Here is a 23,928-nt window from a genome sequence, read left to right as displayed (position 1 = left end):
ACGACGGCGCAACGAAAAAGGGCGACTCATCGAGTCGCCCTTCGTGCATCGGTGCAGATCACTGCTTGGCCTGCAGGCTCCATTCGGCCAGCTTCTGCTGCTTGTAGCTCAGCGCAGCGGCCGGCACCGGAGTGACCTTGCCGGTTTCCATCCAGCGCTTGAGGCGGTTGGCGTCAGCCATGTGGGTGTACTTGCCGAAGGCGCCGAGCACCACGAAGGCCACCGGGCGATTGGCGATGGTGGTGGCCATCACCAGGCAGCGACCAGCGGCATTGGTGAAGCCGGTCTTGCTCAGGTTGATGTTCCAGTCGGCCTTGCGTACCAGCGCATTGGTGTTACGAAAACCCAATGTGTAATTCGGCTTGCGGAACGCGACCGTAGCCTCCGAGTCGGTGGTGAACTGATGGATCAGCGGATACTGAGCCGCCGCCTTGACCATCAGCGCCAGGTCACGAGCCGTGGAAACGTTCTCTTCGGACAGGCCGGTTGGTTCGACGAAGTGGCTGTGGTTCATACCCAGCGCCTTCGCCTTGGCGTTCATCGCCTTGATGAACGCAGCCTGGCCGCCCGGATAATGGTGGGCGAGGCTGGCAGCCGCGCGGTTCTCCGAAGACATCAACGCCAGGTGCAGCATGTCGCGGCGGCTGAGTTCACTGCCCACGCGCACACGGGAGAACACGCCCTGCATTTCCTTGGTGTCGCGGATGTTGACGGGCAGCATCTCATCAAGCGAAAGCTTGGCGTCGAGGGTCACCATGGCGGTCATCAGCTTGGTGACCGAGGCGATCGGCAGGCGCAGGTCAGGGTTGCTGGAATACAGCTCCTTGCCGGTCTTCAGGTCGATCAGCAGCGCACTACCGGCGGCCAGCTCCTGCTTGGACTGGGCCGGCGCGGCCTGGAGGTTCGAAACAACAAGGCTGCCGCACAGCAGCAGGCCCAAAATCGAATGACGGAGTTTCACGGTTCACTTCACCGGTTGTCTGAGAAAGCCGAGGAGACGGCGGCGTCCAGTATAGGGACTCCGCCTGCGCTCTTGCAGTATGGCCCGATCAAACGCTCGCTGCTGGCGAATCCAGCTCGGCCTGCAACCAGTCGACGAAACGCGCGGTCAGGCGCTGGCGGCGTTTGCGCTCGGGCAGCACCAGGTAATAGCCCAGTGCCGAATGTGCCTCGGCGTCCCCCAGACGACAGAGCAGTCCCTGGGCGAGAAGTTCATCCACCAGATGGCGCCAGCCGATGGCAACGCCTTGCCCGGCAATCGCCGCCTGGATCAGCAGAGTGTAATTGTCGAAACGCAGCGCGCCGGGCGTCGGCAAGCCGGCGATACCCAGGGCGCGGAATAGGCCATCCCAGTCGAACCAGCGTGAGCGGTGCTCCGGGCGCAGGTGCAGCAACGGCAGGTCAGCCAGCGCCGCGACCGGCAGGGGCGGCTGACGCTCGCCGAGCAGGCGCGGGCTGCACACCGGGAACACCTCCTCGCGAAACAGCAGGTGCGCCTCGCCGTGCTTGAAGCGGCCATCACCGAAACGGATCGCCACGTCGATGTCGCTGGACACGCTGCCCGGCTCGCGCTCACTGGTGATCAGGCTGACATCCACCTCCGGGTACAGCCGATTGAAGCGCTGCAGGCGCGGCATCAGCCAGTAGGCGGCGAAGGCAAAATCGGTGGCCACCTGCAATACCTCGTGCTGCTGCCGGGCGGTGACGGCGACGAGTCCGGCATCGAGGCTGGCCAGTCCTTCCTGCACGTGGGCCAGCAACAGCTCGCCGGCCTCGGTCAGGACGATGCCGCGGTAGACGCGATCGAACAGGCGCGTGGCCAGTTGCTGCTCCAGGCGCTTGATCTGCTGGCTGATGGCCGGCTGGCTGCTGCCCAGCTCGCTGGCGGCAGCGGTGAAACTCAGCTGGCGCGCCGCCGACTCGAACACCCGCAACGCGTCGAGCGACAGCCCATCGATAGCATTAAACATAAGCTCTGCTTATCCAAGGCATGTATTTCAGCCGGGTTTACCCCGCCACCGTTCTACCGGAATCATGGTGCCCGCACTGTCGCATAAACCAACAATATGGAATACCCGCCACCATGAAGCGCCCGAACATCCTCTTCATCATGGCCGACCAGATGGCCGCACCGATCCTGCCGCTGCACGATGCCGCCTCGCCGGTGCAGATGCCCAACCTGATGAAGCTGGCCGAACAGGCCGTGGTGTTCGACTCGGCCTACTGCAACAGCCCGCTCTGCGCCCCGTCGCGCTTCACCCTGGTCAGCGGCCGGCTGCCGTCGAAAATCGGCGCCTACGACAATGCCGCCGATTTCCCCGCCGACGTGCCGACCTACGCCCACTACCTGCGCCGTCTCGGCTACCGCACCGCGCTGTCGGGCAAGATGCACTTCTGCGGCCCCGACCAGCTGCACGGCTACGAGGAGCGCCTGACCAGCGACATCTACCCGGCCGACTATGGCTGGGCGGTGAACTGGGACGAGCCGGACGTGCGCGCCAGCTGGTACCACAACATGTCCTCGGTGCTGCAGGCCGGCCCCTGCGTGCGCAGCAACCAGCTGGATTTCGACGAGGAGGTGGTATTCAAGGCCCGCCAATACCTCTACGACCACGTGCGCCTGACGCCCGAACAACCGTTCTGCCTGACCGTGTCGATGACCCACCCGCACGACCCCTACACCATCCCCCGCGAATACTGGGATCGCTACGAGGGCGTGGACATCCCCCTGCCGCGCCAGTACATCGAACAGGCCGAGCAGGACCCGCACTCGCAGCGCCTGCTCAAGGTCATCGACCTGTGGGACAAACCGCTGCCCGAGGACAAGATCCGCGACGCCCGCCGCGCCTACTTCGGTGCCTGCAGCTACATCGACGACAACATCGGCAAGTTGCTGGGAACCCTGGAAGAATGCGGCCTGGCAGACGACACCCTGATCGTCTTCTCCGGCGACCATGGCGACATGCTTGGCGAGCGCGGCCTCTGGTACAAGATGCACTGGTTCGAGATGTCCGCCCGTGTGCCGCTGCTGGTACACGCGCCCAAGCGCTTCGCCGCGCAGCGTGTCAGTCAGTCGGTGTCGACCCTCGACCTGCTGCCGACGCTGGTGGAACTGGCTGGCGGCCAGGTCGATGCCGGCCTGGAGCTGGAGGGGCAATCGCTGCTGCCGCACCTCAAGGGCGAGGGCGGCCACGACGAGGTACTCGGCGAATACATGGCCGAAGGCACCGACAGCCCGCTGATGATGATCCGCCGTGGGCCGTGGAAGTTCGTCTACTCCGAACGCGACCCGCTGCTGCTGTTCAATCTCGACAGTGACCAGCAGGAGCGCCAGAACCTGGCCGACTGCAGCGAGCACAAGGGCATCCTCGCCGGCTTCATCGCCGAGGTTCGCGAGCGCTGGGACATCCCGGCCATTCACGCCGCCACCCTGGCCAGCCAGCGCCGCCGGCGCCTGGTGGCCGACGCCCTGAGCCAGGGCAAGCTGACCAGCTGGGATCACCAGCCCTGGGTCGACGCCAGTGAGCAATACATGCGCAACCACATCGACCTCGACGACCTGGAGCGCCGCGCGCGCTTTCCGCAGGTGTGAACCGTTACCGACTGCCGCCCCTAAAACAGAAGAAAAAAGGAGAGACGCCATGAACCGATTCAGCGTGCTACTGATCGCCGCCACGCTCACCAGTGCCGGCAACGCCTGGGCCGAAGATGCCGCCTGCGACACGGTCAAGCTGGGTGATCCGGGCTGGAGCGATATCGCCGTGACCAACGGCATCGCCAGCTTCCTGCTCGACGGCCTGGGCTACAAGGCGCAAAGCCAGACCCTGGCCGTACCGATCATCTTCGCCGGGCTGCAGAAGGGCCAGGTCGATGTGTTCCTCGGTAACTGGATGCCGGCGCAGCAGAGCAACTACGACAAGTTCGTCGCCAGTGGCGAGGTGGACAAGGTCGCGCAGAACCTGGAAGGCACCGAATACACCCTGGCGGTACCCACCTACGCCTATGAGGCCGGGGTGAAGACCTTCGCCGACCTCGACAAGCACGCCGACAAGTTCGGCAAGAAGCTCTACGGCATCGCCTCCGGCTCGCCGGCCAACGAGTCGATCAAGCAGATGATCGCCGCCGACGAATTCGGCCTCGGTGACTGGAAGCTGGTGGAGTCCAGCGAACAGGCGATGCTGGTACAGGTCGGCCGCGCGGTGAAGCGCGATCAGTTCGTGGTGTTCCTCGGCTGGACGCCGCACCCGATGAACGTGCAGTACGACATGAAGTACCTCAAGGGCGGCGAGAAGTATTTCGGCGACAGCGGCCAGGTCAACACCCTGGCGCGCAAGGGCTATGCCGCGCAGTGCCCGAATGTCGGCAAGCTGCTGAGCCAGCTGCGCTTCACCCAGGATATGGAGAACAGCATCATGGATCAGGTACTGAGCAAGCAGGCCAGCAACGACGCGGCGATCAAGGCCTGGCTCAAGGCCAACCCGCAGGTGCTCGATGGCTGGTTGCAGGGCGTGACCACCCGTGACGGCGGCGACGGACTGGCCGCAGTGAAGGCGCGGCTTTGAATTAACCGCTGCAAATGAGTAGGGTGGAGTCGCCTGCGGCCCACCCTCGACCCAAACCATGCGCCTACCTGACCAACAGACCCTGCTGCCGTTTCTACGCTGGTTGCCCGGCACCAGTCGCAAGACCTTCGGCAATGACCTGCTGGTGGGCCTGACCGGCGCCATCCTGGCCCTGCCACAGTCACTGGCCTACGCGCTGATTGCCGGCCTGCCGGCCGAATATGGCCTGTACGCCGCCATAGTGCCGGTGATCATCGCCTGCCTGTGGGGCTCGTCCTGGCACCTGATCTGCGGACCGACCGCGGCCATTTCCATCGTCCTGTTCACCAGCGTCAGCCCCATGGCACGCATGGGCAGCGACGAATTCATCGCCCTGATCCTGCTGCTGACCTTTCTCGCCGGGCTGTTCCAGTGGCTGCTCGGTTTGCTGCGCTTCGGCGCGCTGGTGAACTTCGTCTCGCAATCGGTGGTGCTCGGCTTCACCCTCGGCGCGGCATTGGTCATCGCCATCGGGCAGATGCCCAATCTGCTCGGCGTCGAGGTCGACAGCCAACCCACGGCATTGACCAGCCTGCTGCAGATCGGCCAGCACCTGCCGCAGGCGCACTGGCCCAGCGTGGCATTGGCGGCCTTCACCCTGCTGCTCAGCCTGGCCGTGCGCCGCCTGTGGCCGAAACTGCCCGCGCTGTTGATCGGCCTGGTCAGTGGCAGCCTGCTGGCCTGGTTGTTGCCGGCGCGTTTCGCCGATGAAATTGCCCTGGTGGCGCCCTTCGCCGGCGGCCTGCCGCCACTGACGATGCTCAATTTCGATCTCGACGATGTGCTGCGCCTGCTGCCGGCGGCAGTGGCCTGCGGCATGCTCGGGCTGGTCACCAGCCTGTCCATCGCCCGCGCACTGGCGGTCAAATCACACCAGTTCCTCGATGCCAACCAGGAAGTTCGCGCCCAAGGGCTGTCCAACATCATCGGCCCGTGGTTCTCCGGCTCGCTGTCGGCCGGCTCCTTCACCCGCTCGGCGCTGAACCTGCAGGCTGGCGCCCGTACGCCGCTGGCCGGGGTGTTCTCGGCGCTGCTGGTGGCGCTGTTCGCGGTGTTCGGGGCGGCGCTGCTGACACATATCCCGCTACCGGTGATGGCGGCCGGCATTCTGCTGATCTGCTGGGGCCTGGTGGATCTGCCGGCGATCCGCGCGTTGCGCCGGGTCAGCCGCTCTGAGTTCGCGGTGATGCTGCTGACCTTCGCCGCGACCCTGGTGCTGGAACTGCAGACGGCGATCTACGCTGGCGTGCTGGCCTCGCTGTTCTTCTACCTCAAGCGCACCTCGCAGCCGCGTGTGCGCCTGTGGCACGACGGCGACGACGAGGTGCTGCGCATCGACGGCTCGATCTTCTTCGGCGCCTGCCAGTACATCCAGCAGCTGCTGCAGCGTAGCCGCGGACAACGCCTGGTGATCGACGCGCGGCACATCAACTTCATCGACTACGCCGGGGTGGAAATGCTGCATCAGGAGGCGCGCCGCCTGCAGGGGCAACAGCGCAGCCTGGTGCTGCGCCAGGCACGCCCGCAGGTGGTGGAGGAAATCCTAAAACTCGAAGGCGCCGAGCACTGCCCGGTACAGTTCGAGGATTGAGCCAGGTAGCTCGCTCCAGCCATTACTCGTCTGCGAGCACGCTCAGATCCAGCGGACGCACCTGACCAAGCCACAGCGGCCAGTCGCGATGATCGCGCAGCTCGTCATCGGTGAGCGGGTGCACCAGCACGTTGAGGCCGTCGCGGTGCTGCATCAACCAGGGCACCAGTTCGCCGAACAGATCGGGACGAAAGGCCAGCTGACAACTCCAGTCCGGGTGCGGACCGACCAGGCGCTCGTGCATCCGCCCCATCTTCAATGGGAAACGCCGCGCGGCTTCTTCGCACAACGCCCGTGCCTGGTCGAGGGTGCCAGCGTCGAAGTAGACGTGGGCGTGATAGCCCCTGATCCTCGGCAGCGCGTCTTCACCCATGCGCGCTAGCCCGCCAGCTGACGGCGTAGCTCGGCCAGCACCGGCGCCGTGTCAGGACGCACGCCACGCCACAACTCGAACGCCTCGGCCGCTTGCTCGACCAGCATACCCAGACCGTCGAGGCAACGCGCCGCACCTTGTTCGGCGGCCCAGCGGTTGAAGGCGGTCGGTTCCTTGGCGTACATCATGTCGTAGCAGACCGTGTGACCGGGCTGGATCAGCCCCGGCGCGATCGGCGGCAGCTCACCGCCGAGGCTGGCCGAAGTGCCGTTGACGATCAGGTCCACCGGCGCATCGATCCAGTCGAAACCGGCCGCAACCAGCGGGCCGAGATCGGCGAATTCGCGCACCAGTTGTTCGGCCTTGGCCAGGGTACGGTTGGCGATCACCAGCACGGCTGGTTTCTGCGCCAGGAAGGGTTCGAGCACGCCGCGCACGGCGCCACCGGCACCGAGCAGCAGCACGCGCTTGCCGGCCAGGCTGAAGCCGGCGTTGTCCTGCAGGTCGCGGGTCAGGCCGGCGCCATCGGTGTTGTCGCCGAGCAGGCGACCGTCGGCCTGCTTCTTCAAGGTATTCACTGCGCCGGCGCGGCGAGCGCGCTCGGTCAGTTCATCGGCCAGGCGGAAGGCCTCTTCCTTGAACGGTACGGTGACGTTGCCACCCAGGCCGTCGACGAAGAACGCGCCGGCATTGCCGGTGAAATCGTCCAGTGGCGCCAGGCGCGCCTGGTAATCGAGCTGCTGGCCGGTCTGCTCGGCGAACAAGCGATGAATCAGCGGTGATTTGCTGTGGCTGATGGGGTTGCCGAAGACGCAGTAACGATCCATGGGAAATCCTGTTTGTGTAGGCGCCAGCTTGCTGGCGATTCGCTCTGCGGCCAGATCGCCCGCAAGCGGGCTCCTACAGGGAAATGGCGCCAATTCGTAGCCCGGATGAAATCCGGGAGCGGTCGCTAAATTACCCCGGATTGCATCCGGGCTACAGGATCATTACGTGACCGAAAGCCAGTCGCGGTCGGTGAGGAAGTACTCAGTCAGGCGCGCCTCCTCGCTACCCGGCTCAGGCTTCCAGTCGTAGCCCCAACGCACGTGCGGCGGCAGCGACATGAGAATCGACTCGGTGCGCCCACCCGATTGCAGGCCGAACAGGGTGCCGCGGTCGAACACCAGGTTGAACTCCACATAGCGGCCACGGCGGAAGGCCTGGAACTCGCGCTCGCGCTCGCCATATGGAGTGAGCTTGCGGCGCTGGACGATGGGCAGGTAGGCCTGGATGTAGGCATCGCCGATGGCGCGGATAAAGGCGAAGCAGGTGTCGAAATCCCATTCGTTGAGATCGTCGAAGAACAGCCCACCAATGCCGCGCGGCTCGCCACGGTGCTTGAGGTGGAAGTAGCGGTCGCACCAGGCCTTGTACTTCGCGTACACGTCGGCGCCGAACGGCGCACAGGCGTCATGCGCGACCTGGTGCCAGAACACGCAGTCTTCCTCGTTGGCGTAGTAGGGCGTCAGATCGAAGCCACCACCGAACCACCACACCGGCTCCTCGCCCTCCTTCTCGGCGCTGAAGAAGCGCACGTTGGCGTGCGAGGTCGGGACATGAGGGTTTTCCGGGTGGATCACCAGCGATACGCCGAGAGCCTGGAAGCCACGGCCGGCCAGTTCGGGACGGTGGGCGCTGGCCGAGGGCGGCAGGCTGTCACCGAACACATGAGAGAAATTCACCCCGCCTTTTTCGATCAGCGCGCCGTTCTCGATCACCCGCGTGCGCCCGCCACCGCCAGCCGGGCGCTGCCAGGCGTCCTCGGCGAACACAGCCTGGCCGTCTTCGGTTTGCAGGGCAGAGCAGATGCGGTCTTGCAGGTCGAGCAGGTAGGCCTTCACGGCCTCGGTACGGTCAGTCACGGCGGCACCTTGAACAGAGAGCAGGTCGAAATCGGCGGGCAGCATAGCATTCACCCAGGCACATCCGCAGTTGACGTCGGTCAATCGGGACGATTGGATAGGCTCTTTCGCCGCTTGCAGCGGCGCCGATCAGACAAGGAATCCGAGATGGCCAAGCGCATTCAGTTCAGCCAGCACGGCGGCAGCGACGTGCTGCAATACCATGACTACCAGCCCGCAGCACCAGGCCCGCGCGAGGTTCGTGTGGCAAACCGGGCTATCGGTCTGAACTTCATCGACACCTATTTCCGCAGCGGCCTGTATCAGCCACCCGCGCTGCCTTCGAGCCTGGGCACAGAAGGTGCTGGCGTGGTCGAGGCGCTCGGCAGCGAGGTCGAAGGCCTCGAAGTGGGTGATCGAGTGGCCTACGCCACCGGCCCGCTTGGCGCATACAGCGAGCTGCACGTGCTGCCCGCCGACAAGCTGGTGAAGCTGCCGGAGAGCATCAGTTTCGAGCAGGCCGCCGCGGTGATGCTCAAGGGCCTGACCGTGCAATACCTGCTGCGCCAGACCTACGAGCTCCAGGGCGGCGAAACCATCCTGTTTCACGCGGCTGCCGGCGGTGTCGGCTCCTTCGCCTGCCAGTGGGCCAAGGCGCTGGGCGTCAAGCTGATCGGTACCGTCAGTTCGGCGGAGAAGGCGGCGCGCGCCAAGGAACAGGGCGCCTGGGCAACCATCGACTACAGCCATGAGAACGTCGTGCAGCGCGTGCTGGAGCTGACCGACGGCGCCAAGTGCCCGGTGGTCTATGACGGCGTCGGCAAGGACACCTGGGAAACTTCGCTGGACTGTGTAGCGCCACGCGGCCTGCTGGTCAGCTTCGGCAACGCCTCGGGCGCCGTGACCGGGGTCAACCTGGGCATCCTGGCGCAAAAGGGTTCGCTGTACGTCACCCGCCCGACCCTGGCCGGCTATGCCACCAGCGCCCCGCGCCTGCAGGCCATGGCCGATGAGCTGTTCGGCATGATCGCCAGCGGCAAGCTGCAGGTGGAAATCAGCAATCGCTACGCGCTGAAAGATGCCGCCGCCGCCCAGGATGCACTGAGCGCACGGCAGACCACCGGCTCGACCATCCTGCTGCCGTGAACAGGCACTCAGAGTACTAAGACAGTCGCGGCTAAAGCCCCTCCCACAGTCGGGTCAGCTGGAGGGAGGCGCTTTAGCCGCGAGCTTTATGGCTCTTCAGGACGGGCGAATCACATCACCCGTGCGCAGATCGCGAATCAGACTGGGGTTCTTGCGTCCGCCCAGTGCGCCACCGAGCACCTTATCCAACTCCCCTGGAAAGTACTGCTCGACGCGCAGCCGCGAACGCGCCGACGGGCGCCCCGCCGGGTTGGCTGAGGTGGAGATCAGCGGCCCGGTGTAGCGGCATAGCGCGCGCACCAGCGGATGATCGCTGACGCGCAGGGCGACGGAGTCATGCATGCCAGTGACCCACTCGGGCAGGCGGTTCTGGTGTGGCACCAGCCAGGTGTTCGGGCCCGGCCAGCTGCCGGCCAGGCGTTCCTGCCAGACGTCCGGCAGGTCATCGAGCAGGAAGTCGAATTGCTCGATGTCATCGGCCACCAGGATCAGGCCTTTGTGCACGGGCCGTTCCTTGAGCGCCAGCAGGCGATCAACCGCTTCTTCGTTCCACGGATCGCAGCCCAGCCCCCAGACTGCCTCGGTCGGATAGGCAATCACGCCGCCCTCACGCACCACACGCGCCGTTTGCTGTATCTGCCAGTTGCCGGCCATCGCCTGTCTCCCAATGAATCGATGGGCCGCAGTCTATCCAAGCCAGTCGGGACATGCCACGGCCCCGGGCAGCTGTTCAGGTTCGGCTGCGTGCCAGCCAGTAGCCGGCCTCGTTGCACACCAGGCCATCGAGCTCCAGCTCGGTCAGCGCCGCCAGAACCTCTGCCAGTGGCCAGCCGCTGCTCTGCACCATTGCCTCGGTGCTGTGCGGCGCAGCATGCAGCAGGGCCAACAGTGGGTGCGAGGCCTCAGCGACCGGCATCTGCGCAGGAGAGGTAGCCGGTGCCTGCCAGCCACGCAAGGCTTCGAGAATATGCTCGATGCTTTCCACCAACGTGGCGCCATCTCGAATCAGCTGGTGGCAGCCGCGCGCCCCAGGATGGTGGATGGAGCCCGGAATGGCATAGACCTCACGCCCCTGTTCTGCGGCCAGCCTTGCGGTGATCAGCGAGCCGCTCGAGGGGCTGGCCTCGACCACCAGCACACCAAGAGACAGACCGCTGATGATCCGGTTGCGCCGGGGAAAGTTGCTCGCCTGCGGCGGACAATCCAGCGGCAGCTCGGAGACCAGTGCGCCGCCTTGCTCGATGATCTGCGCCGCCAGCCCCACATGGCGCCGTGGATACAGGCACTGCAAGCCCGTGCCCAGCACGGCCACGGTTTTACCGTTGCCTTCCAGCGCCCCCTGATGCGCAGCGCCGTCGATACCCAATGCCAGCCCGCTGGTGATGACGAAACCTCCGGCAGCGAGGCTACGGGCAAAGGCACGCGCGTTATCCAAGCCGGGCTGAGTAGCGCGCCGGCTGCCGACCATCGCCAGTTGCGGCGCATCCAGTACGCGTGGCTCACCGGCGACGAACAGCAGCGGCGGCGCATCCGCCAACTCGGCGAGCAAAGCCGGGTAAGCCGGATCGTCCCACATCAACACATGCTTATCTGGCGCGTCCAGCCACTGCAGCGTGGCACGCGCCCTGTCGCGGATTTCCGCACTGCGCCGAGGCTCGGCACAGGCGGCCGGCAGGCCCAGGGCACGCCAGGCACTGGCCGGCGCACTGAGCGCCGCCGAAGCACTGTCGAAAGCACTCAGGAGTTTGCGAAAACGCCGCGGCCCCAGCTCCGGCAGCAGATGCAGGCGCAGGCGGGCTTCAAGCTCGGCGGGGGAAAACGAGGAGGATGCAGACATGGCGACTCTTCCCTGATGAACCACGCCGCCATCCTGGCGGCCAGAAAGCACGAGCCCCGCATTCGCGGGGCTCGTCGGGTGTTACGGGTTGCGGACCTTGTCCATCACCGCAAGCTGGCGGCTGGCCTGCAATACCAGGCCGTAGCTGAGCTTGTCGTAGGTGCGGAACACCATGAGCAGGCCGGAACGCTCATCCGGGATCTTCACGTTTTCACCGGTGACGCGATCACGGACGGTTTCGCCAGTCCTGTAAACCGCCAGCACGTTGCCGATTTCCAGGCCGTCACGCGCCCCCTTGTTCAGGGTAACCACGTCGAACTGACCGATCTGGTTCACGCCACGCGGTACGTCGAGAATCACACCCTTGATCTCAGTAGCCGGCTCGCTGGGCATGAAAGTGGAGTTGATCGCACGCTCCTCGGTGGGGAACAGGCGGTCACCCAGACGTACTTCTTGCGTCGAGCGGCTCAGAATCAGCGTACCGATATCGCCTTCCTCGGCAACGATCTCGCCCGTACCGATGTCGTCGGCGTTGATACCCAGAAATTCTTTTGATTCTGGATCAACGTAAGTTTTGCCCTGACGGAAGATGCCGTAGACCGGATGCTCTTCATCAAACTTGCCGCGAGCATAGATGCGATCGCCGGCACCACTGACTACGCGCTCGGCATTGCCCGCGACGACATAGGGCTTGTCGTTGAACTCTTCCGGGGAATCGACGATGCGGTTGCTCAGCAGGAAGCTGTTGATCGCCTCCAGCGGGATGGTCGGGATTGCCTCGGCCATCGGCGTGCTGCGCACCTGCGGCGACAGCTTGATGGTACCGCGCGACTCGCCGCGGTTGAGCATCAGGCGCGGCTGGCCGTCGATGTAGACCAGGTTGAGGATGTCACCGGGGTAGATCAGGTGCGGATTGGCGACCTGCGGGTTGGCGTGCCAGATTTCCGGCCACTTCCACGGCTGACTGAGGAATTTGCCGGAGATATCCCAAAGGGTATCGCCCTTGACCACGGTATAACGGTCCGGATGACCGTCCTTGAGTTGCACTGCGGCCTGAGCCATGCAGGTCAGGACCATTCCGCCAGCTGCCAGGAGCAGGGCGAGTAGTGATTTCCTCATACGGTGAATCCCTTTATTATGTGCCTTCACGTAAAGCGCCCTAGCGCCGCGTGCCAAACCCGCTGATTACGCGGCGTGAAGCCGTTTTTCAATGCTGTTCATCATCTTAGCAGCGGATTTTGACTTTATTCTACAAGTGCATCACAAACGCATATGGCGATCCTGAATATCCTCGAGTTTCCTGATCCACGCCTGCGTACCATCGCCAAACCGGTGGACGTCGTGGACGACTCCATCCGTCAATTGGTCGACGACATGTTCGAGACCATGTATGACGCTCCCGGTATCGGCCTGGCCGCGACGCAGGTCAACGTGCACAAGCGCGTGGTGGTCATGGACCTGTCCGAGGACAAGTCCGAGCCGCGGGTTTTCATCAACCCCGAGTTCGAGTCATTGACCGAGGAGATGGACCAGTACCAGGAAGGCTGCCTGTCGGTGCCCGGCTTCTATGAGAACGTCGACCGCCCGCAGAAGGTCAAGATCAAGGCACTGGACCGTGATGGCCAGCCTTACGAGCTGATCGCCGAAGGCCTGCTGGCTGTGTGCATCCAGCACGAGTGCGATCACCTCAACGGCAAGCTGTTCGTCGACTACCTGTCCAGCCTCAAGCGCGACCGCATCAAGAAGAAGCTGGAAAAACAGCATCGTCAGCGCGCTTGAACCCGATGCCAGAAGGCTTGCTACGGCAAGCCTTTTTTATTTTAGCGAGCCCCCATGCCTGATTCATTGCGTATCGTCTTTGCCGGCACCCCGGAATTCGCCGCCGAGCACCTCAAGGCCCTGCTGGCCAGCCAGCACGAGATCATCGCCGTCTACACCCAGCCGGATCGCCCGGCAGGTCGCGGCCAGAAGCTGATGCCCAGCCCGGTCAAGCAGCTCGCCACCGCGCACGGCATCCCGGTCTACCAACCGGCCAGCCTGCGCAAGGAAGAGGCGCAGGCCGAACTGGCCGCGCTCAAGCCGGACCTGATGGTGGTGGTGGCCTACGGCCTGATCCTGCCGCAGGTGGTGCTCGACATCCCACGCCTGGGCTGTATCAACAGCCACGCATCCTTGCTGCCGCGCTGGCGTGGCGCCGCACCTATCCAGCGGGCGGTGCAGGCTGGCGACGCCGAGAGTGGCGTCACCGTGATGCAGATGGAAGCCGGCCTGGATACCGGACCGATGCTGCTCAAGGTGACCACCCCGATCAGCGCCAGCGACACCGGCGGCAGCCTGCACGACCGCCTCGCCCAGCTTGGCCCGCAGGCCGTGCTGCAGGCCATCGACGGCCTGGCCGCGGGTACGCTGAAAGGCGAAGTACAGGACGATGCGCTGGCCAACTACGCGCACAAGCTGAACAAGGAAGAAGCGCTTCTGGACTTCAGCCGCCCTGCCGTCGAACTGGAGCGCCTGATACGCGCCTTCCACCCCTGGCCGATCTGCCACACCACGCTCAGCGGCGATGCGCTGAAAGTCCATGCCGCCGAGATCGGGGAGGGCCAGGGCGCTCCAGGCAGCATTCTTGCCGCCGACAAACATGGCCTGACCGTGGCCTGTGGCGAGGGTGCGCTGCGCCTGACTCGCCTGCAGTTGCCTGGCGGCAAGCCGCTGGCCTTCAGTGATCTGTACAACAGCCGCCGCGAGCAGTTCGCCCCCGGCCTGGTACTCGGCCAATGAACCCACGCCTGGCCGCCGCCCGCGCCCTGACCGCCGTGCTCTCGGGCAAAGCCTCGCTGGGCAGCAGCCTGCCGCCGCAGTTGGACAAGGTCGAGCACCACGACCGCGCCCTGGCGCAGGATCTGGCCTTCGGCGCCGCACGCTGGCAGCCGCGCCTGCAACTGCTGGCCGAGAAGCTGCTGGAAAAGCCCTTCAAGGCTGCCGACAAAGACGTGGAGGCGCTGCTGCTGATCGGCCTCTACCAGCTACTGCACAGCCGCATCCCCGAACACGCCGCCATCGGCGAGACGGTCGGCTGCGCCGGTGCGCTGAAGAAGCCCTGGGCCAAGGGCCTGCTCAACGCCGTACTGCGCCGCGCCCAGCGCGAGCATGAAGCCCTGTTCGCCGAACTGGATCGCGACCCGGTGCTGCATACGGCCCATCCCCGCTGGCTGCAGAAGGCGCTCAAGGCGCATTGGCCCGAGCACTGGCAGGCCATCTGCGCCGCCAATAACGCCCATCCGCCGCTGATCCTGCGGGTCAATCGCCGTCACGGCAGCCGCGACGACTATCTAACAGAACTGCGCGATGCCGGGATCGGTGCCGAACCCTGCACCTTCAGCCGCGATGGCGTGCGCCTGCTGCAACCCTGCGACGTAACCAGCCTGCCGGGCTTCAAGGAAGGCCGCGTCAGCGTGCAGGACGAAGCCGCGCAGCTGGCCGCCGACCTGCTCGAACTGGCGCCCGGCCAACGCGTGCTAGATGCCTGCGCCGCCCCCGGCGGCAAGACCTGCCACCTGCTGGAAGTCGAGCCGGGGCTGGCCGAGGTGGTCGCTGTCGACCTGGAGGCCAAGCGCCTGACACGCGTGCGCGAGAACCTCGAGCGCCTGCACCTGCAGGCCACGCTGATCGCCGCCGACGGCCGCGACACCGCCGCCTGGTGGGACGGTAAGCCGTTTCAGCGCATTCTGCTCGACGCGCCCTGCTCGGCCACTGGGGTGATCCGCCGTCATCCGGACATCAAGCTGACCCGCCAGCCCGAGGATATTCCTGCCCTGGCCCAGTTGCAGGGCGAGCTGCTCGACGCCCTATGGCCAACCCTGGCGCCGGGCGGCATCCTGCTCTACGCCACCTGTTCGGTACTGCCGACGGAAAACAGCGAAACCATCGCCGCGTTTCTGGCCCGCACCGCAGATGCTCAGGAAGTCGCCATCGCCGGCGAGTTCGGCCTGCAGCCCGCCCATGGCCGCCAGTTGCTGCCGCAGCTGGACGGCCACGACGGCTTCTACTATGCCAAGCTGATAAAGACCGCTGTGACCAGCCACAGCTAACGGAGCGATCAGTGAAAATCATCATTCTCGGCGCCGGCCAGGTGGGCGGCACCCTGGCCGAACACCTCGCCAGCGAGGCCAACGACATTACCGTGGTCGACACTGACGGCGACCGCCTGCGCGACCTCGGCGACCGCCTGGATATCCGCACCGTGCAGGGCAAGGGCTCGTTTCCCACCGTACTGCGTCAGGCCGGCGCCGATGACGCCGACATGCTGGTGGCGGTGACCAACAGCGACGAAGTCAACATGATCGCCTGCCAGGTGGCCTACACCCTGTTCCATACGCCGACCAAGATCGCCCGGGTGCGCGAGGCCGCCTACCTGACCCGCGAAGCGCTGTTCGACAACGAGGCGATTCCGGTCGACGTGCTGATCAGCCCCGAGCAGGTGGTGACCAACTACATCAAGCGCCTGATTGAATACCCCGGCGCCTTGCAGGTGATCGACTTCGCCGAAGGCAAGGCCCAGCTGGTGGCGGTCAAGGCCTACTACGGCGGCCCGCTGGTCGGCCAGCAACTGCGCCAGCTGCGCCAGCACATGCCCAACGTCGACACCCGCGTGGCGGCCATCTTCCGCCGCAACCGGCCGATCATGCCCAAGGGTGATACCGTCATCGAGGCCGATGACGAAGTGTTCTTCATCGCCGCCAAGGCGCACATCCGCGCGGTGATGAGCGAGATGCGCCGCCTCGAGGACAGCTACAAGCGCGTGGTGATCGCCGGTGGCGGCAATATTGGCGAGCGCCTGGCCGAGGCCATCGAAAGCCGCTACCAGGTGAAGATCATCGAGATGAACCCGGCGCGCTGCCGCTACCTCTCGGAAAACCTCGACAGCGCCATCGTGCTGCAAGGCAGCGCCTCGGATCGCGACCTGCTGGTGGAGGAGAACATCAACGATGCCGACATCTTCCTCGCCCTGACCAACGACGACGAGGCCAACATCATGTCCTCGCTGCTGGCCAAGCGCCTCGGTGCGCGCAAGGTGATGACCATCATCAACAACCCGGCCTACGTCGACCTGGTGCAGGGCGGCGAGATCGACATCGCCATCAGCCCGCAGCTGGCCACCATCGGCACCCTGCTGACCCATGTGCGCCGTGGCGATATCGAGAGCGTGCACAGCCTGCGCCGTGGCGCGGCGGAAGCACTGGAGGTGATCGCCCACGGTGACGCCAAATCGAGCAAGGTCATCGGCCGCGCCATCGAAGACATCGCCCTGCCGCCGAGCACCACCATCGGCGCCATCATCCGCGACGAACAGGTGCTGATCGCCCATGACGACACGGTGATCGAGTCTGGCGACCACGTGATCCTGTTCCTGGTCGACAAGAAGTACATTCGCGACGTCGAGCGCCTGTTCCAGGCCGGCCTGACGTTTTTCTGAGTCCCGGATTTCATCCGGGCTACGACTGACCCTCTTCTAAAGATTTCAAAGTCTCGCGAGCTAGAGCAATGCAAGGCAAAAACAGGCGAGGACGCGGAGTGTACGAGCAGTACATGAGCAGTCCGAGCCTGTTTTTAACGCAGCAGTGCCGACGCGCAGCAGACTGGGAGCCGAGATGAGCACTGAGGCACTGGAAAAGATGTTGGCCAAGGGCATGGACAACGCCCTGCTGCGCTTCGGCCTGGGCAAGGCCCATCTCGATGGCGGCGACGCCGCCCAGGCGGCCGAACACCTGCAACGCTGCGTCGAGTTCGACCCGGCCTATTCCGCTGCCTGGAAGTTGCTGGGCAAGGCGCTGCAAGCAAGCGGCGACCATGACGGCGCACGCCAGGCCTGGCAGCAGGGCATCGCTGCGGCACAGGCCAAGGGCGACAAGCAGGCCGAGAAGGAAATGAACGTGTTCCTGCGCAAGCTGGACAAGCAGCGCTGATCGACAAAGCCCATCATGGACGTCGGCGCTCCGCTGCGAGCTATCGACGCACACCAACGTAGCCCGGATGCAATCCGGGGACAGGGGCCAGGCGGTCGCGGCTGAAGCCCCTCCCACGCGTGCTGTAGCGCTCTCTGCGCCAAGCACTTCGGCGACGCGTTCTTAATGTCGCCAAATGTGCGGGCGCAGGGAGCTTGCGGCTGAAGCGCAATACCGCTCAACCGCTCCTGCGGACTGCAGCGGCTTAGAGCACCTCGCTCGCCACCGCATCCACCGCCGCCTTGGCGATGCTCACCACTTCGTCGGCTTCAGCCTTGGTCAGCACCAGCGGCGGGGCGAAGCCGAGGATGTCGCCGTGCGGCATGGCGCGGGCGATCATGCCGCGCTCCAGGCAAGCCGCCGACACGCGCGGGCCGACCTTGAGCGATGCGTCGAAGGGCGTGCGCGCCTCTCGGTCGGCCATGAACTCCAGCGCGCCGAGCATACCGACACCACGGACTTCACCCACCAGCGGATGGCCTTCGAAGGTCTGGCGCAGTTGCTGGTTGAGGTAGGCGCCGACATCGGCGGCGTTGGCGGCGATATTTTCCTTCTCCAGGATATCCAGGTTGGCCAGCGCGGCAGCGGCGCAGATCGGGTGACCGGAATAGGTCCAGCCGTGGCCCATGGCGCCGTCGCGGCTCGATGCTTCTTCGATCACGTTCCACACCTTCTCGCCGACGATCACCGCCGACAACGGCGCATAGGCGCTGGTCAGGCCTTTGGCGGTGGTAATCAGATCCGGCTGCATGCCGAACATCTGACTGCCCATCGGCGTGCCCAAGCGACCGAAGGCGCAGACCACTTCGTCGGCGATCAGCAAGATGTCGTACTTGGCCAACACGGCCTGGATCGCCTGCCAGTAGCCTTTGGGCGGGACGATGATGCCGCCGGTGCCCATCACAGGCTCGCCAATGAAGGCCGCCACGGTGTCCGGCCCTTCGGCCAGGATCAGACGCTCCAGATCCTCGGCGCAATGGCGCACGAAGGCGGCTTCGTCCATGCCGGCCGGCGCCTTGTAGAAGTGCGGGCAGGCGGCGTGCTTGATGTCCGCTGCCGGCAGGTCGAAGTGCTGGTGGAAGCTAGCCAGGCCGGTGAGGCTGCCGGTCATGATCCCCGAGCCGTGATAACCGCGCTGGCGCGAGATGATCTTCTTCTTCGCCGGGCGACCGAGCACGTTGTTGTAGTAACGCACCAGCTTGATCTGGGTTTCGTTGGCGTCCGAGCCGGACAGGCCGTAGTAGACCTTCTTCATGCCCTTGGGCGCCCAGTCGATGATGCGCGCCGACAGCTCGATGATGGCCTCGGTCGAGTGGCCGACATAGGTGTGGTAGTAGGCCAGCTCCTTGGCCTGCTTGTAGATGGCCTCGGCCACCTCGGTGCGTCCGTAGCCGATGTTCACGCAGTACAGGCCGGCGAAGGCATCGAGCAGCTCGCGGCCTTCGTGATCGCAAATACGGATACCCGAGGCGCCAGTGATGATGCGGCCCTTGAGCGCGCCGCTGGCGTGGTCGTGAGCGTGGGTGGACGGGTGCATGAAGTGGGCACGGTCCTGCTCGAACAGGTTCTGGTAGTCGGTCATGGCGATCTCCATCTAATTCGCTGAGGTAGCGTTAAAGGTAATTCACACGCTCGAGGCAGGGACTGCCCCTCCCGCCTGCACTCCGGATCCTCAGGGGTAACGTTGGCCCTGATGATGAATGCAGAAGTACTTGGTTTCGACGAAGGGCTCGAAGCCGTCCGTGCCGCCCTCACGGCCGAGGCCGGAGGCTTTCATGCCACCGAAGGGGATCGGATGGCCGGTGAATTTGCTGCCGTTGACCGCGACCATGGCGTGGTCGAGGCGACGGATCAGTGGGTGGACGACATCCACGCGGTTGGAACAGATGTAGGCGGCCAGGCCGTATTCGGTGTCGTTGGCCATGGCCACGGCTTCGTCCAGGGTGTCGAAGGCACGCACGCCGGCAATGGGCGCGAAGTTTTCCTCGCGGTAGATGCGCATGGCCTCGGTGACATCGGCCAGCAGCGTCGGCTGCCAGAACCAGCCGCCGAGCGCATGCGGCTCGCCGCCGACCAGCAGGCGCGCGCCCTGTTCGATGGCGTCCGTGACCCGGGCGGCAGTCGAGTCCAGCGCCGCCTGGTGCATCAGCGGGCCGATCTGGTTGCGCTCATCCTGGCCGGGGCCGACACGCAGGCCGCGCACGGCCTTGGCGAAACGCTGCAGGAAATCCTCGTAGACGGGGCGCTCGACCAAAATACGGTTGGCCGCGCAGCAGTCCTGGCCGGAGGTCTGGAACTTGGCGTCCAACGTCACCTGCACGGCGTGATCCAGATCGGCATCGGCGCAGACGATCAGCGGCGCATTGCCGCCCAGCTCCAGCGCCACCTTCTTCACATCGCTGGCGGCGGCCTGCAGCACCAGCTTGCCGACGCGGGTCGAGCCGGTGAAGCTCACCGAGCGCACTCGCACGTCCTTGACCAGGGTTTCCATGGCCATCTGCGGCTCGCCCAGCACGACGTTGAACACGCCAGCCGGTAAGCCGGCTTCCTCAGCCAGTTGCGCCAGGGCAAAAGCGGAATAGGGCGTCTCGTGCGCCGGCTTGACCACCACGGTACAACCGGCAGCCAGGGCGGCGGCGGCCTTGCGGGTGATCATCGCGCTGGGGAAGTTCCAGGGCGTGAGCAGGGCGCAGACACCGACCGGCTCCTTCACCGTTCCGAGCTGGGCACCGGGGATATGGCTGGGAATGGTCTGACCGTAGAGCCGGCGCGCCTCCTCGGCGAACCAGGGGATGAAGCTGGCGGCGTAGCGGATCTCGCCCCGCGCCTCGGCCAGCGGCTTGCCCTGCTCCTGACTGAGGATGCGCGCCAGGTCTTCCTGATGCTGCAGGATCAGCTCGGCCCAGCGGCGCAGCAGACTCGCGCGGGCTTCCAGGCTCTGCTCGCGCCAGTCGGCGAAAGCACGCTGGGCGGCGTCCACCGCGGCGACGATCTGCGCCTGACCGAGCATCGGCACGTGGCCGATCACACTCTGGTCGGCAGGGTTGTGCACGGCGATGCTGGCGCCATCGTCACTGTGCAGCCAGTGGCCGTCGACATAGCACAGCGATTTGAACAGCAGGGGATGGTCGAGGGGCATGGCAATGTCTCCGGGCCGATGGGCATGGGAGACATGCTAGGGAAGGGCGGCTTGGCGTTTTTTCCAAGCCGGGCAGGTGCTACCGCAGTTTTTTCTGAAGGATCAGGGTGAACAGCGGATTTCTGAGGCGCCCGTCGCACCTCGGCGGTGGCACTCAGGCAGTCGCGGCTACGACTGCATGGATGCGGGAGGTAGAGCGAAGCAGGATGCCCGAGCCGAAAGCCCCTCCCACACTTGCCAGCGTGGGAGGCGCCTCAGCAGTGAGTGGGCTTCACGCCGTGGCAGTACGCGGCGGCAAAGCCCGCACGATGGCACTGAGCAGCATGCCGTACAGCGGCACGAAAAGGATCAGGCTGATGGCCAGCTTGATCACGTAATCCACCGTGGCGATCTCCACCCAGTTGGCGGCCATGAACGGATCGTCGCTGTGCCAGAAGGCCACCGAGAAGAACAGGAAGGTATCGAGCAGGTTGCCGAAAATAGTCGAGGCCGTCGGCGCAACCCACCACTGGCGCATCCTGCGCAGGCGGTCGAACACCTGGATATCGAGCAATTGGCCAAAGGCGTAGGCGAGGAAGCTGGCCAGGGCGATGCGGAAGACGAACAGATTGAATTCGCCCAGCGCCGCCAGGCCGCCGAACGCGCCTTCATGGAACAGCACGGAGACCACGTAGGAAGCCACCAGCGCCGGCAGCATCACCCGCGCGATCACCACGCGTGCGGCATGCTTACCGATCAGGCGCACGGTCAGATCGGTGGCCAGGAAGATGAACGGGAAGCTGAACGCACCCCAGGTGGTATGCCAGCCGAACAGGGTGATCGGCAGCTGCACCAGGTAGTTGCTGGCGATGATGATGAGGATATGGAAGGCGATCAGGCCGGCCAGCACGGGCCGACTGACCGACGCAGGAATCAGGGTCATGTCGATGTCCTTTTTCGTAGAGTGGGGTGAGGGAACCCACTGCTGCAGCCGACATGGCCGCAAGCGGCGCGCATTCTAGCGCGTTGTTGACCCGCAGGATAGGTTTTCCCACCTGAGGCCAGGCCGCCCGGATGAAAGGTTGCACCTTCGCAGGAATGACGCCTGCCCGAACCGAATTACCGTCGAGGCCGTGCTCGCAGGCTCAGGCCTGCGGCACCACCCGCTTGGCCAGCTGGAAATGGCGCTGCCAGTACGAGTTGTTGAGGAAGTCGATGCGCACGTTGCTGCCGCGACGCGGCGCGTGGACGAAGCGTCCCTCGCCGATGTAGATGGCGACGTGATCCACCGAGCGGCTGCGAATGCGGAAGAACAGCAGGTCACCCGGCTGCAGGTCACTACGTTTCACCGAGGGCGCATCCAGGCGCGACAGCGCGCGGGAGGTGCGCGGCAGTTCGAGGTCGTTCTGGGTCTTGAAGGCGTATTGCACCAGACCGCTGCAATCGAAGCCGTGACGCAGACTGGTGCCGCCCCAGCGGTACGGGGTGCCCAGCGCGCCGAGGGCGCGGTCGATCACTTCACTGGCCGGTTTGGGCGCGGCCGTTGGCGCGGTGGCAGGAATGGTATGGATACGAAAGGTGGCGGAGGCTTGGGTACAAATTCCCAGTAAAAGAGCGCCTCCCAGGCAAAATGACATAAAAAATTTATTCAAACCCAGTGACCCTGGTGATTGGCCTTTGTGCGGAAGCCCTTCCGAATCAAGGCATTGCATCGGAAACGGGCCTCCTTCCCATCCCGGTGACGGACCGCCTGAAAAAGCCTTTGGTTCATTTTCAACCGGGAGTAGTCGACGAACGGTTTGCCGATAAAGCCCGCATGTTGCCGACCAGTCGCGCCCATTTACGCCCCCAGGCTTGAGCCTGCCTGCCTCGGCCGCTAAGGTCAGGAACTGCCTAAACCGCAAAGGACTCGCGCATGAACCTGAAAACCACTCTGCTCGCGGCCTCGCTGTTGGCCATCAGCGTCGGCGCCCAGGCGCAGACCGACAGCGCCAGCTGCACCACGGTGACCCTGGCCGACCCCGGCTGGAGCGATATCGCCGTGACCAACGGTATCGCCAGCCTGCTGCTCGACGGCCTCGGCTACAAACCGCAGACCCGCACCCTGGCTGTGCCGATCATCTTCGCCGGACTGCAGAAAGGGCAGGTGGACGTGTTTCTCGGCAACTGGATGCCGGCCGGTCAGCACGACTATGACCGCTACGTGGCCAGCGGGCAGATCGACAAGGTGGTGGAGAACCTGGGCGGCACCGAATACACCCTCGCCGTGCCGACCTACGCGTACGAAGCCGGGGTGAAGGATTTCAACGACCTCAATAAATACGCCGATAAGTTCGGCAAGAAGATCTACGGCATCGGCTCCGGCTCGCCGGCCAACGACTACATTCGCCAGATGATCGAGGGCAACGAATTCAACCTCGGCGACTGGAAGCTGGTGGAGTCCAGCGAACAGGCGATGCTGGTACAGGTCGGCCGCGCGGTGAAGCGCGATCAGTTCGTGGTGTTCCTGGGCTGGACGCCGCACCCGATGAACGTGCAGTTCGACATGCAGTACCTCAAGGGTGGTGAGAAATTCTTTGGCAGCACCGGTTCGGTCAACACCCTGGCGCGCAAGGGCTACGCGGCTGAATGCCCGAACGTGGGCAAATTGCTGAGCAACCTGAAATTCACCCAGGCGATGGAGAACACCATCATGGACGACGTGCTCAACCGCAAGGTAGCCAACACCACGGCGATCAAGAACTGGATCAAGGCCAACCCGCAGGTGCTCGATGGCTGGCTGGAGGGCGTGAAAACCCGTGATGGCGGTGATGGGCTGGCGGCGGTGAAGGCCAAGCTCTAGTCGTCAAGCTCGGCGGGCGCGCCCGAGGTGTCCGCCTTGATGGTCTTGGTGACGATGTAGGTGAAGTAGCGCTCGATGCCCAGATCTTCCAGCAGCAGTTGATCGATGAAGCGCTGGTAGTGATCGACATCGCGGGCGCGGATCATCGCAATGTAGTCGACGCCGCCGCCGGTGGCGTAGCAGAAGCCCACCTCGGGGGCCTCGCTCGTACGCTGTTCAAAGCGGCGCATGTCCTGCGCGGTGTGGCGGGCCAGGGTGATTTCCACCAGCACCTGCTGGCTCCTGAACAGTGCCGCCCAGTCGATCTGCGCGCGGTAGCCCTTGATCAGCCCGGCCGCCTCCAGCTTGCGCACACGCTCCCAGGTCGGCGTCACCGACAGGTTGATCGCCTCGGCCAGGGCCGACTTGGTGATCCGCCCGTCCTCGGAAAGGATGCGCAGGATCTTCAGGTCATAGCGGTCGAGCTTGTGCATGGGTTTCTCGGTTGGCTAAGGGTTTAAAGATGTAGAAGCCAGATCGCGGCTAAAGCCCCTGC

The 23,928-nt window shown here is 64.8% G+C and carries 23 protein-coding genes; 10 read left to right on the top strand and 13 right to left on the bottom strand.

The window, feature by feature from the left end:
* Nucleotides 1–58: 58 nt before the first annotated feature.
* Together pbpG and PCLY_RS08705 are read right to left on the bottom strand one after the other, a co-directional pair.
* Nucleotides 59–961, bottom strand: a complete 903-nt coding sequence (gene pbpG, locus PCLY_RS08710) for a D-alanyl-D-alanine endopeptidase (protein ID WP_061238892.1) — start codon at nt 959–961, stop codon at nt 59–61.
* 88 nt (nt 962–1,049) lie between these two features.
* Entirely contained in the window at nt 1,050–1,970 is a 921-nt protein-coding gene (locus tag PCLY_RS08705; RefSeq protein ID WP_061238891.1) for a choline sulfate utilization transcriptional regulator, read from the bottom strand.
* A gap of 113 nt (nt 1,971–2,083) precedes the next feature.
* On the opposite strand from PCLY_RS08705, the gene betC reads away from it, so the two are divergent.
* The 3 genes from betC to PCLY_RS08690 are packed head-to-tail and all read left to right on the top strand — an operon-like array spanning nt 2,084 to nt 6,192.
* Nucleotides 2,084–3,592 (top strand): choline-sulfatase, encoded by a 1,509-nt coding sequence (gene betC / locus PCLY_RS08700; protein WP_061238890.1) that lies wholly within the window; start codon nt 2,084–2,086, stop codon nt 3,590–3,592.
* A 49-nt stretch (nt 3,593–3,641) separates the two neighbouring features.
* Nucleotides 3,642–4,562 carry a choline ABC transporter substrate-binding protein gene (gene choX, locus PCLY_RS08695; RefSeq protein ID WP_061238889.1) on the top strand — a complete coding sequence of 307 codons (921 nt, stop codon included), beginning with the start codon at nt 3,642–3,644 and terminating at the stop codon, nt 4,560–4,562.
* Nucleotides 4,563–4,620: 58 nt separating this feature from the next.
* A complete protein-coding gene (locus PCLY_RS08690) occupies nt 4,621–6,192 on the top strand; it encodes a SulP family inorganic anion transporter (protein ID WP_061238888.1) in 1,572 nt (523 codons plus the stop codon).
* A gap of 22 nt (nt 6,193–6,214) precedes the next feature.
* On the opposite strand, the gene PCLY_RS08685 is transcribed toward PCLY_RS08690, so the two are convergent.
* The 3 genes from PCLY_RS08685 to hemF form a co-directional block, all read right to left on the bottom strand.
* Complete coding sequence (locus PCLY_RS08685; protein ID WP_061238887.1) at nt 6,215–6,565, bottom strand: DOPA 4,5-dioxygenase family protein; 351 nt, start codon at nt 6,563–6,565, stop codon at nt 6,215–6,217.
* Nucleotides 6,566–6,570: 5 nt separating this feature from the next.
* Nucleotides 6,571–7,392 (bottom strand): shikimate dehydrogenase, encoded by an 822-nt coding sequence (gene aroE, locus PCLY_RS08680; RefSeq protein WP_061238886.1) that lies wholly within the window; start codon nt 7,390–7,392, stop codon nt 6,571–6,573.
* A 162-nt stretch (nt 7,393–7,554) separates the two neighbouring features.
* Nucleotides 7,555–8,469, bottom strand: a complete 915-nt coding sequence (hemF, locus tag PCLY_RS08675) for an oxygen-dependent coproporphyrinogen oxidase (RefSeq protein ID WP_061239000.1) — start codon at nt 8,467–8,469, stop codon at nt 7,555–7,557.
* Nucleotides 8,470–8,616: 147 nt separating this feature from the next.
* Between hemF and PCLY_RS08670 the strand changes: the two genes are divergently transcribed.
* The gene (locus PCLY_RS08670; protein ID WP_061238885.1) at nt 8,617–9,594 is read left to right on the top strand and encodes an NADPH:quinone reductase; all 978 of its coding nucleotides are present in this window, start codon (nt 8,617–8,619) and stop codon (nt 9,592–9,594) included.
* Between the two features lie 96 nt (nt 9,595–9,690).
* Here the strand turns inward: PCLY_RS08670 and tsaC are convergent, their stop codons facing one another.
* The 3 genes from tsaC to PCLY_RS08655 all read right to left on the bottom strand — a co-directional run bounded on the left by tsaC (nt 9,691) and on the right by PCLY_RS08655 (nt 12,550).
* Entirely contained in the window at nt 9,691–10,248 is a 558-nt protein-coding gene (tsaC, locus tag PCLY_RS08665) for an L-threonylcarbamoyladenylate synthase type 1 TsaC (RefSeq protein WP_061238884.1), read from the bottom strand.
* A 76-nt stretch (nt 10,249–10,324) separates the two neighbouring features.
* Nucleotides 10,325–11,431, bottom strand: a complete 1,107-nt coding sequence (gene dprA, locus PCLY_RS08660; protein ID WP_061238883.1) for a DNA-processing protein DprA — start codon at nt 11,429–11,431, stop codon at nt 10,325–10,327.
* Nucleotides 11,432–11,512: 81 nt separating this feature from the next.
* Entirely contained in the window at nt 11,513–12,550 is a 1,038-nt protein-coding gene (locus PCLY_RS08655) for a LysM peptidoglycan-binding domain-containing protein (RefSeq protein ID WP_061238882.1), read from the bottom strand.
* Nucleotides 12,551–12,703: 153 nt separating this feature from the next.
* On the opposite strand from PCLY_RS08655, the gene def reads away from it, so the two are divergent.
* The 5 genes from def to PCLY_RS08630 all read left to right on the top strand — a co-directional run bounded on the left by def (nt 12,704) and on the right by PCLY_RS08630 (nt 17,394).
* Nucleotides 12,704–13,210 carry a peptide deformylase gene (def, locus tag PCLY_RS08650; protein ID WP_061238881.1) on the top strand — a complete coding sequence of 169 codons (507 nt, stop codon included), beginning with the start codon at nt 12,704–12,706 and terminating at the stop codon, nt 13,208–13,210.
* A gap of 54 nt (nt 13,211–13,264) precedes the next feature.
* A complete protein-coding gene (gene fmt / locus PCLY_RS08645; protein WP_061238880.1) occupies nt 13,265–14,209 on the top strand; it encodes a methionyl-tRNA formyltransferase in 945 nt (314 codons plus the stop codon).
* Nucleotides 14,206–15,519, top strand: coding sequence for a 16S rRNA (cytosine(967)-C(5))-methyltransferase RsmB (gene rsmB / locus PCLY_RS08640; RefSeq protein WP_061238879.1), 1,314 nt, complete (start codon nt 14,206–14,208; stop codon nt 15,517–15,519). Before fmt ends, rsmB begins: the two co-directional genes overlap by 4 nt.
* A gap of 11 nt (nt 15,520–15,530) precedes the next feature.
* On the top strand, nt 15,531–16,904 hold the full coding sequence (gene trkA, locus PCLY_RS08635) for a Trk system potassium transporter TrkA (protein ID WP_061238878.1): 1,374 nt from the start codon (nt 15,531–15,533) through the stop codon (nt 16,902–16,904).
* A 175-nt stretch (nt 16,905–17,079) separates the two neighbouring features.
* Nucleotides 17,080–17,394, top strand: a complete 315-nt coding sequence (locus PCLY_RS08630) for a tetratricopeptide repeat protein (RefSeq protein WP_061238877.1) — start codon at nt 17,080–17,082, stop codon at nt 17,392–17,394.
* 244 nt (nt 17,395–17,638) lie between these two features.
* Here the strand turns inward: PCLY_RS08630 and PCLY_RS08625 are convergent, their stop codons facing one another.
* From PCLY_RS08625 to PCLY_RS08610, 4 genes are all read right to left on the bottom strand, one after another.
* Complete coding sequence (locus tag PCLY_RS08625) at nt 17,639–19,015, bottom strand: aspartate aminotransferase family protein (RefSeq protein WP_156458575.1); 1,377 nt, start codon at nt 19,013–19,015, stop codon at nt 17,639–17,641.
* Nucleotides 19,016–19,105: 90 nt separating this feature from the next.
* Nucleotides 19,106–20,572, bottom strand: coding sequence for an NAD-dependent succinate-semialdehyde dehydrogenase (locus PCLY_RS08620; RefSeq protein WP_061238875.1), 1,467 nt, complete (start codon nt 20,570–20,572; stop codon nt 19,106–19,108).
* Between the two features lie 271 nt (nt 20,573–20,843).
* Nucleotides 20,844–21,494, bottom strand: a complete 651-nt coding sequence (locus PCLY_RS08615; RefSeq protein ID WP_061238874.1) for a 7-cyano-7-deazaguanine/7-aminomethyl-7-deazaguanine transporter — start codon at nt 21,492–21,494, stop codon at nt 20,844–20,846.
* 202 nt (nt 21,495–21,696) lie between these two features.
* The gene (locus PCLY_RS08610) at nt 21,697–22,263 is read right to left on the bottom strand and encodes a C40 family peptidase (RefSeq protein ID WP_061238873.1); all 567 of its coding nucleotides are present in this window, start codon (nt 22,261–22,263) and stop codon (nt 21,697–21,699) included.
* 203 nt (nt 22,264–22,466) lie between these two features.
* Here PCLY_RS08610 and choX (PCLY_RS08605) point away from each other — a divergent pair, with 203 nt between their 5' ends.
* Nucleotides 22,467–23,393, top strand: coding sequence for a choline ABC transporter substrate-binding protein (choX, locus tag PCLY_RS08605; RefSeq protein ID WP_061238872.1), 927 nt, complete (start codon nt 22,467–22,469; stop codon nt 23,391–23,393).
* Here the strand turns inward: choX (PCLY_RS08605) and PCLY_RS08600 are convergent.
* A complete protein-coding gene (locus PCLY_RS08600; protein ID WP_061238871.1) occupies nt 23,390–23,866 on the bottom strand; it encodes an Lrp/AsnC family transcriptional regulator in 477 nt (158 codons plus the stop codon). The two genes, choX (PCLY_RS08605) and PCLY_RS08600, sit on opposite strands and share 4 nt — an antisense overlap.
* Nucleotides 23,867–23,928 lie beyond the last annotated feature (62 nt).

Origin of the sequence: Ectopseudomonas composti (assembly GCF_001567565.1) — a bacterium.
GTDB lineage: Bacteria > Pseudomonadota > Gammaproteobacteria > Pseudomonadales > Pseudomonadaceae > Aquipseudomonas > Aquipseudomonas composti_A.
Note: the sequence above shows the minus strand (reverse complement) of the source record. Positions and strands in the feature narration are given on the sequence as shown.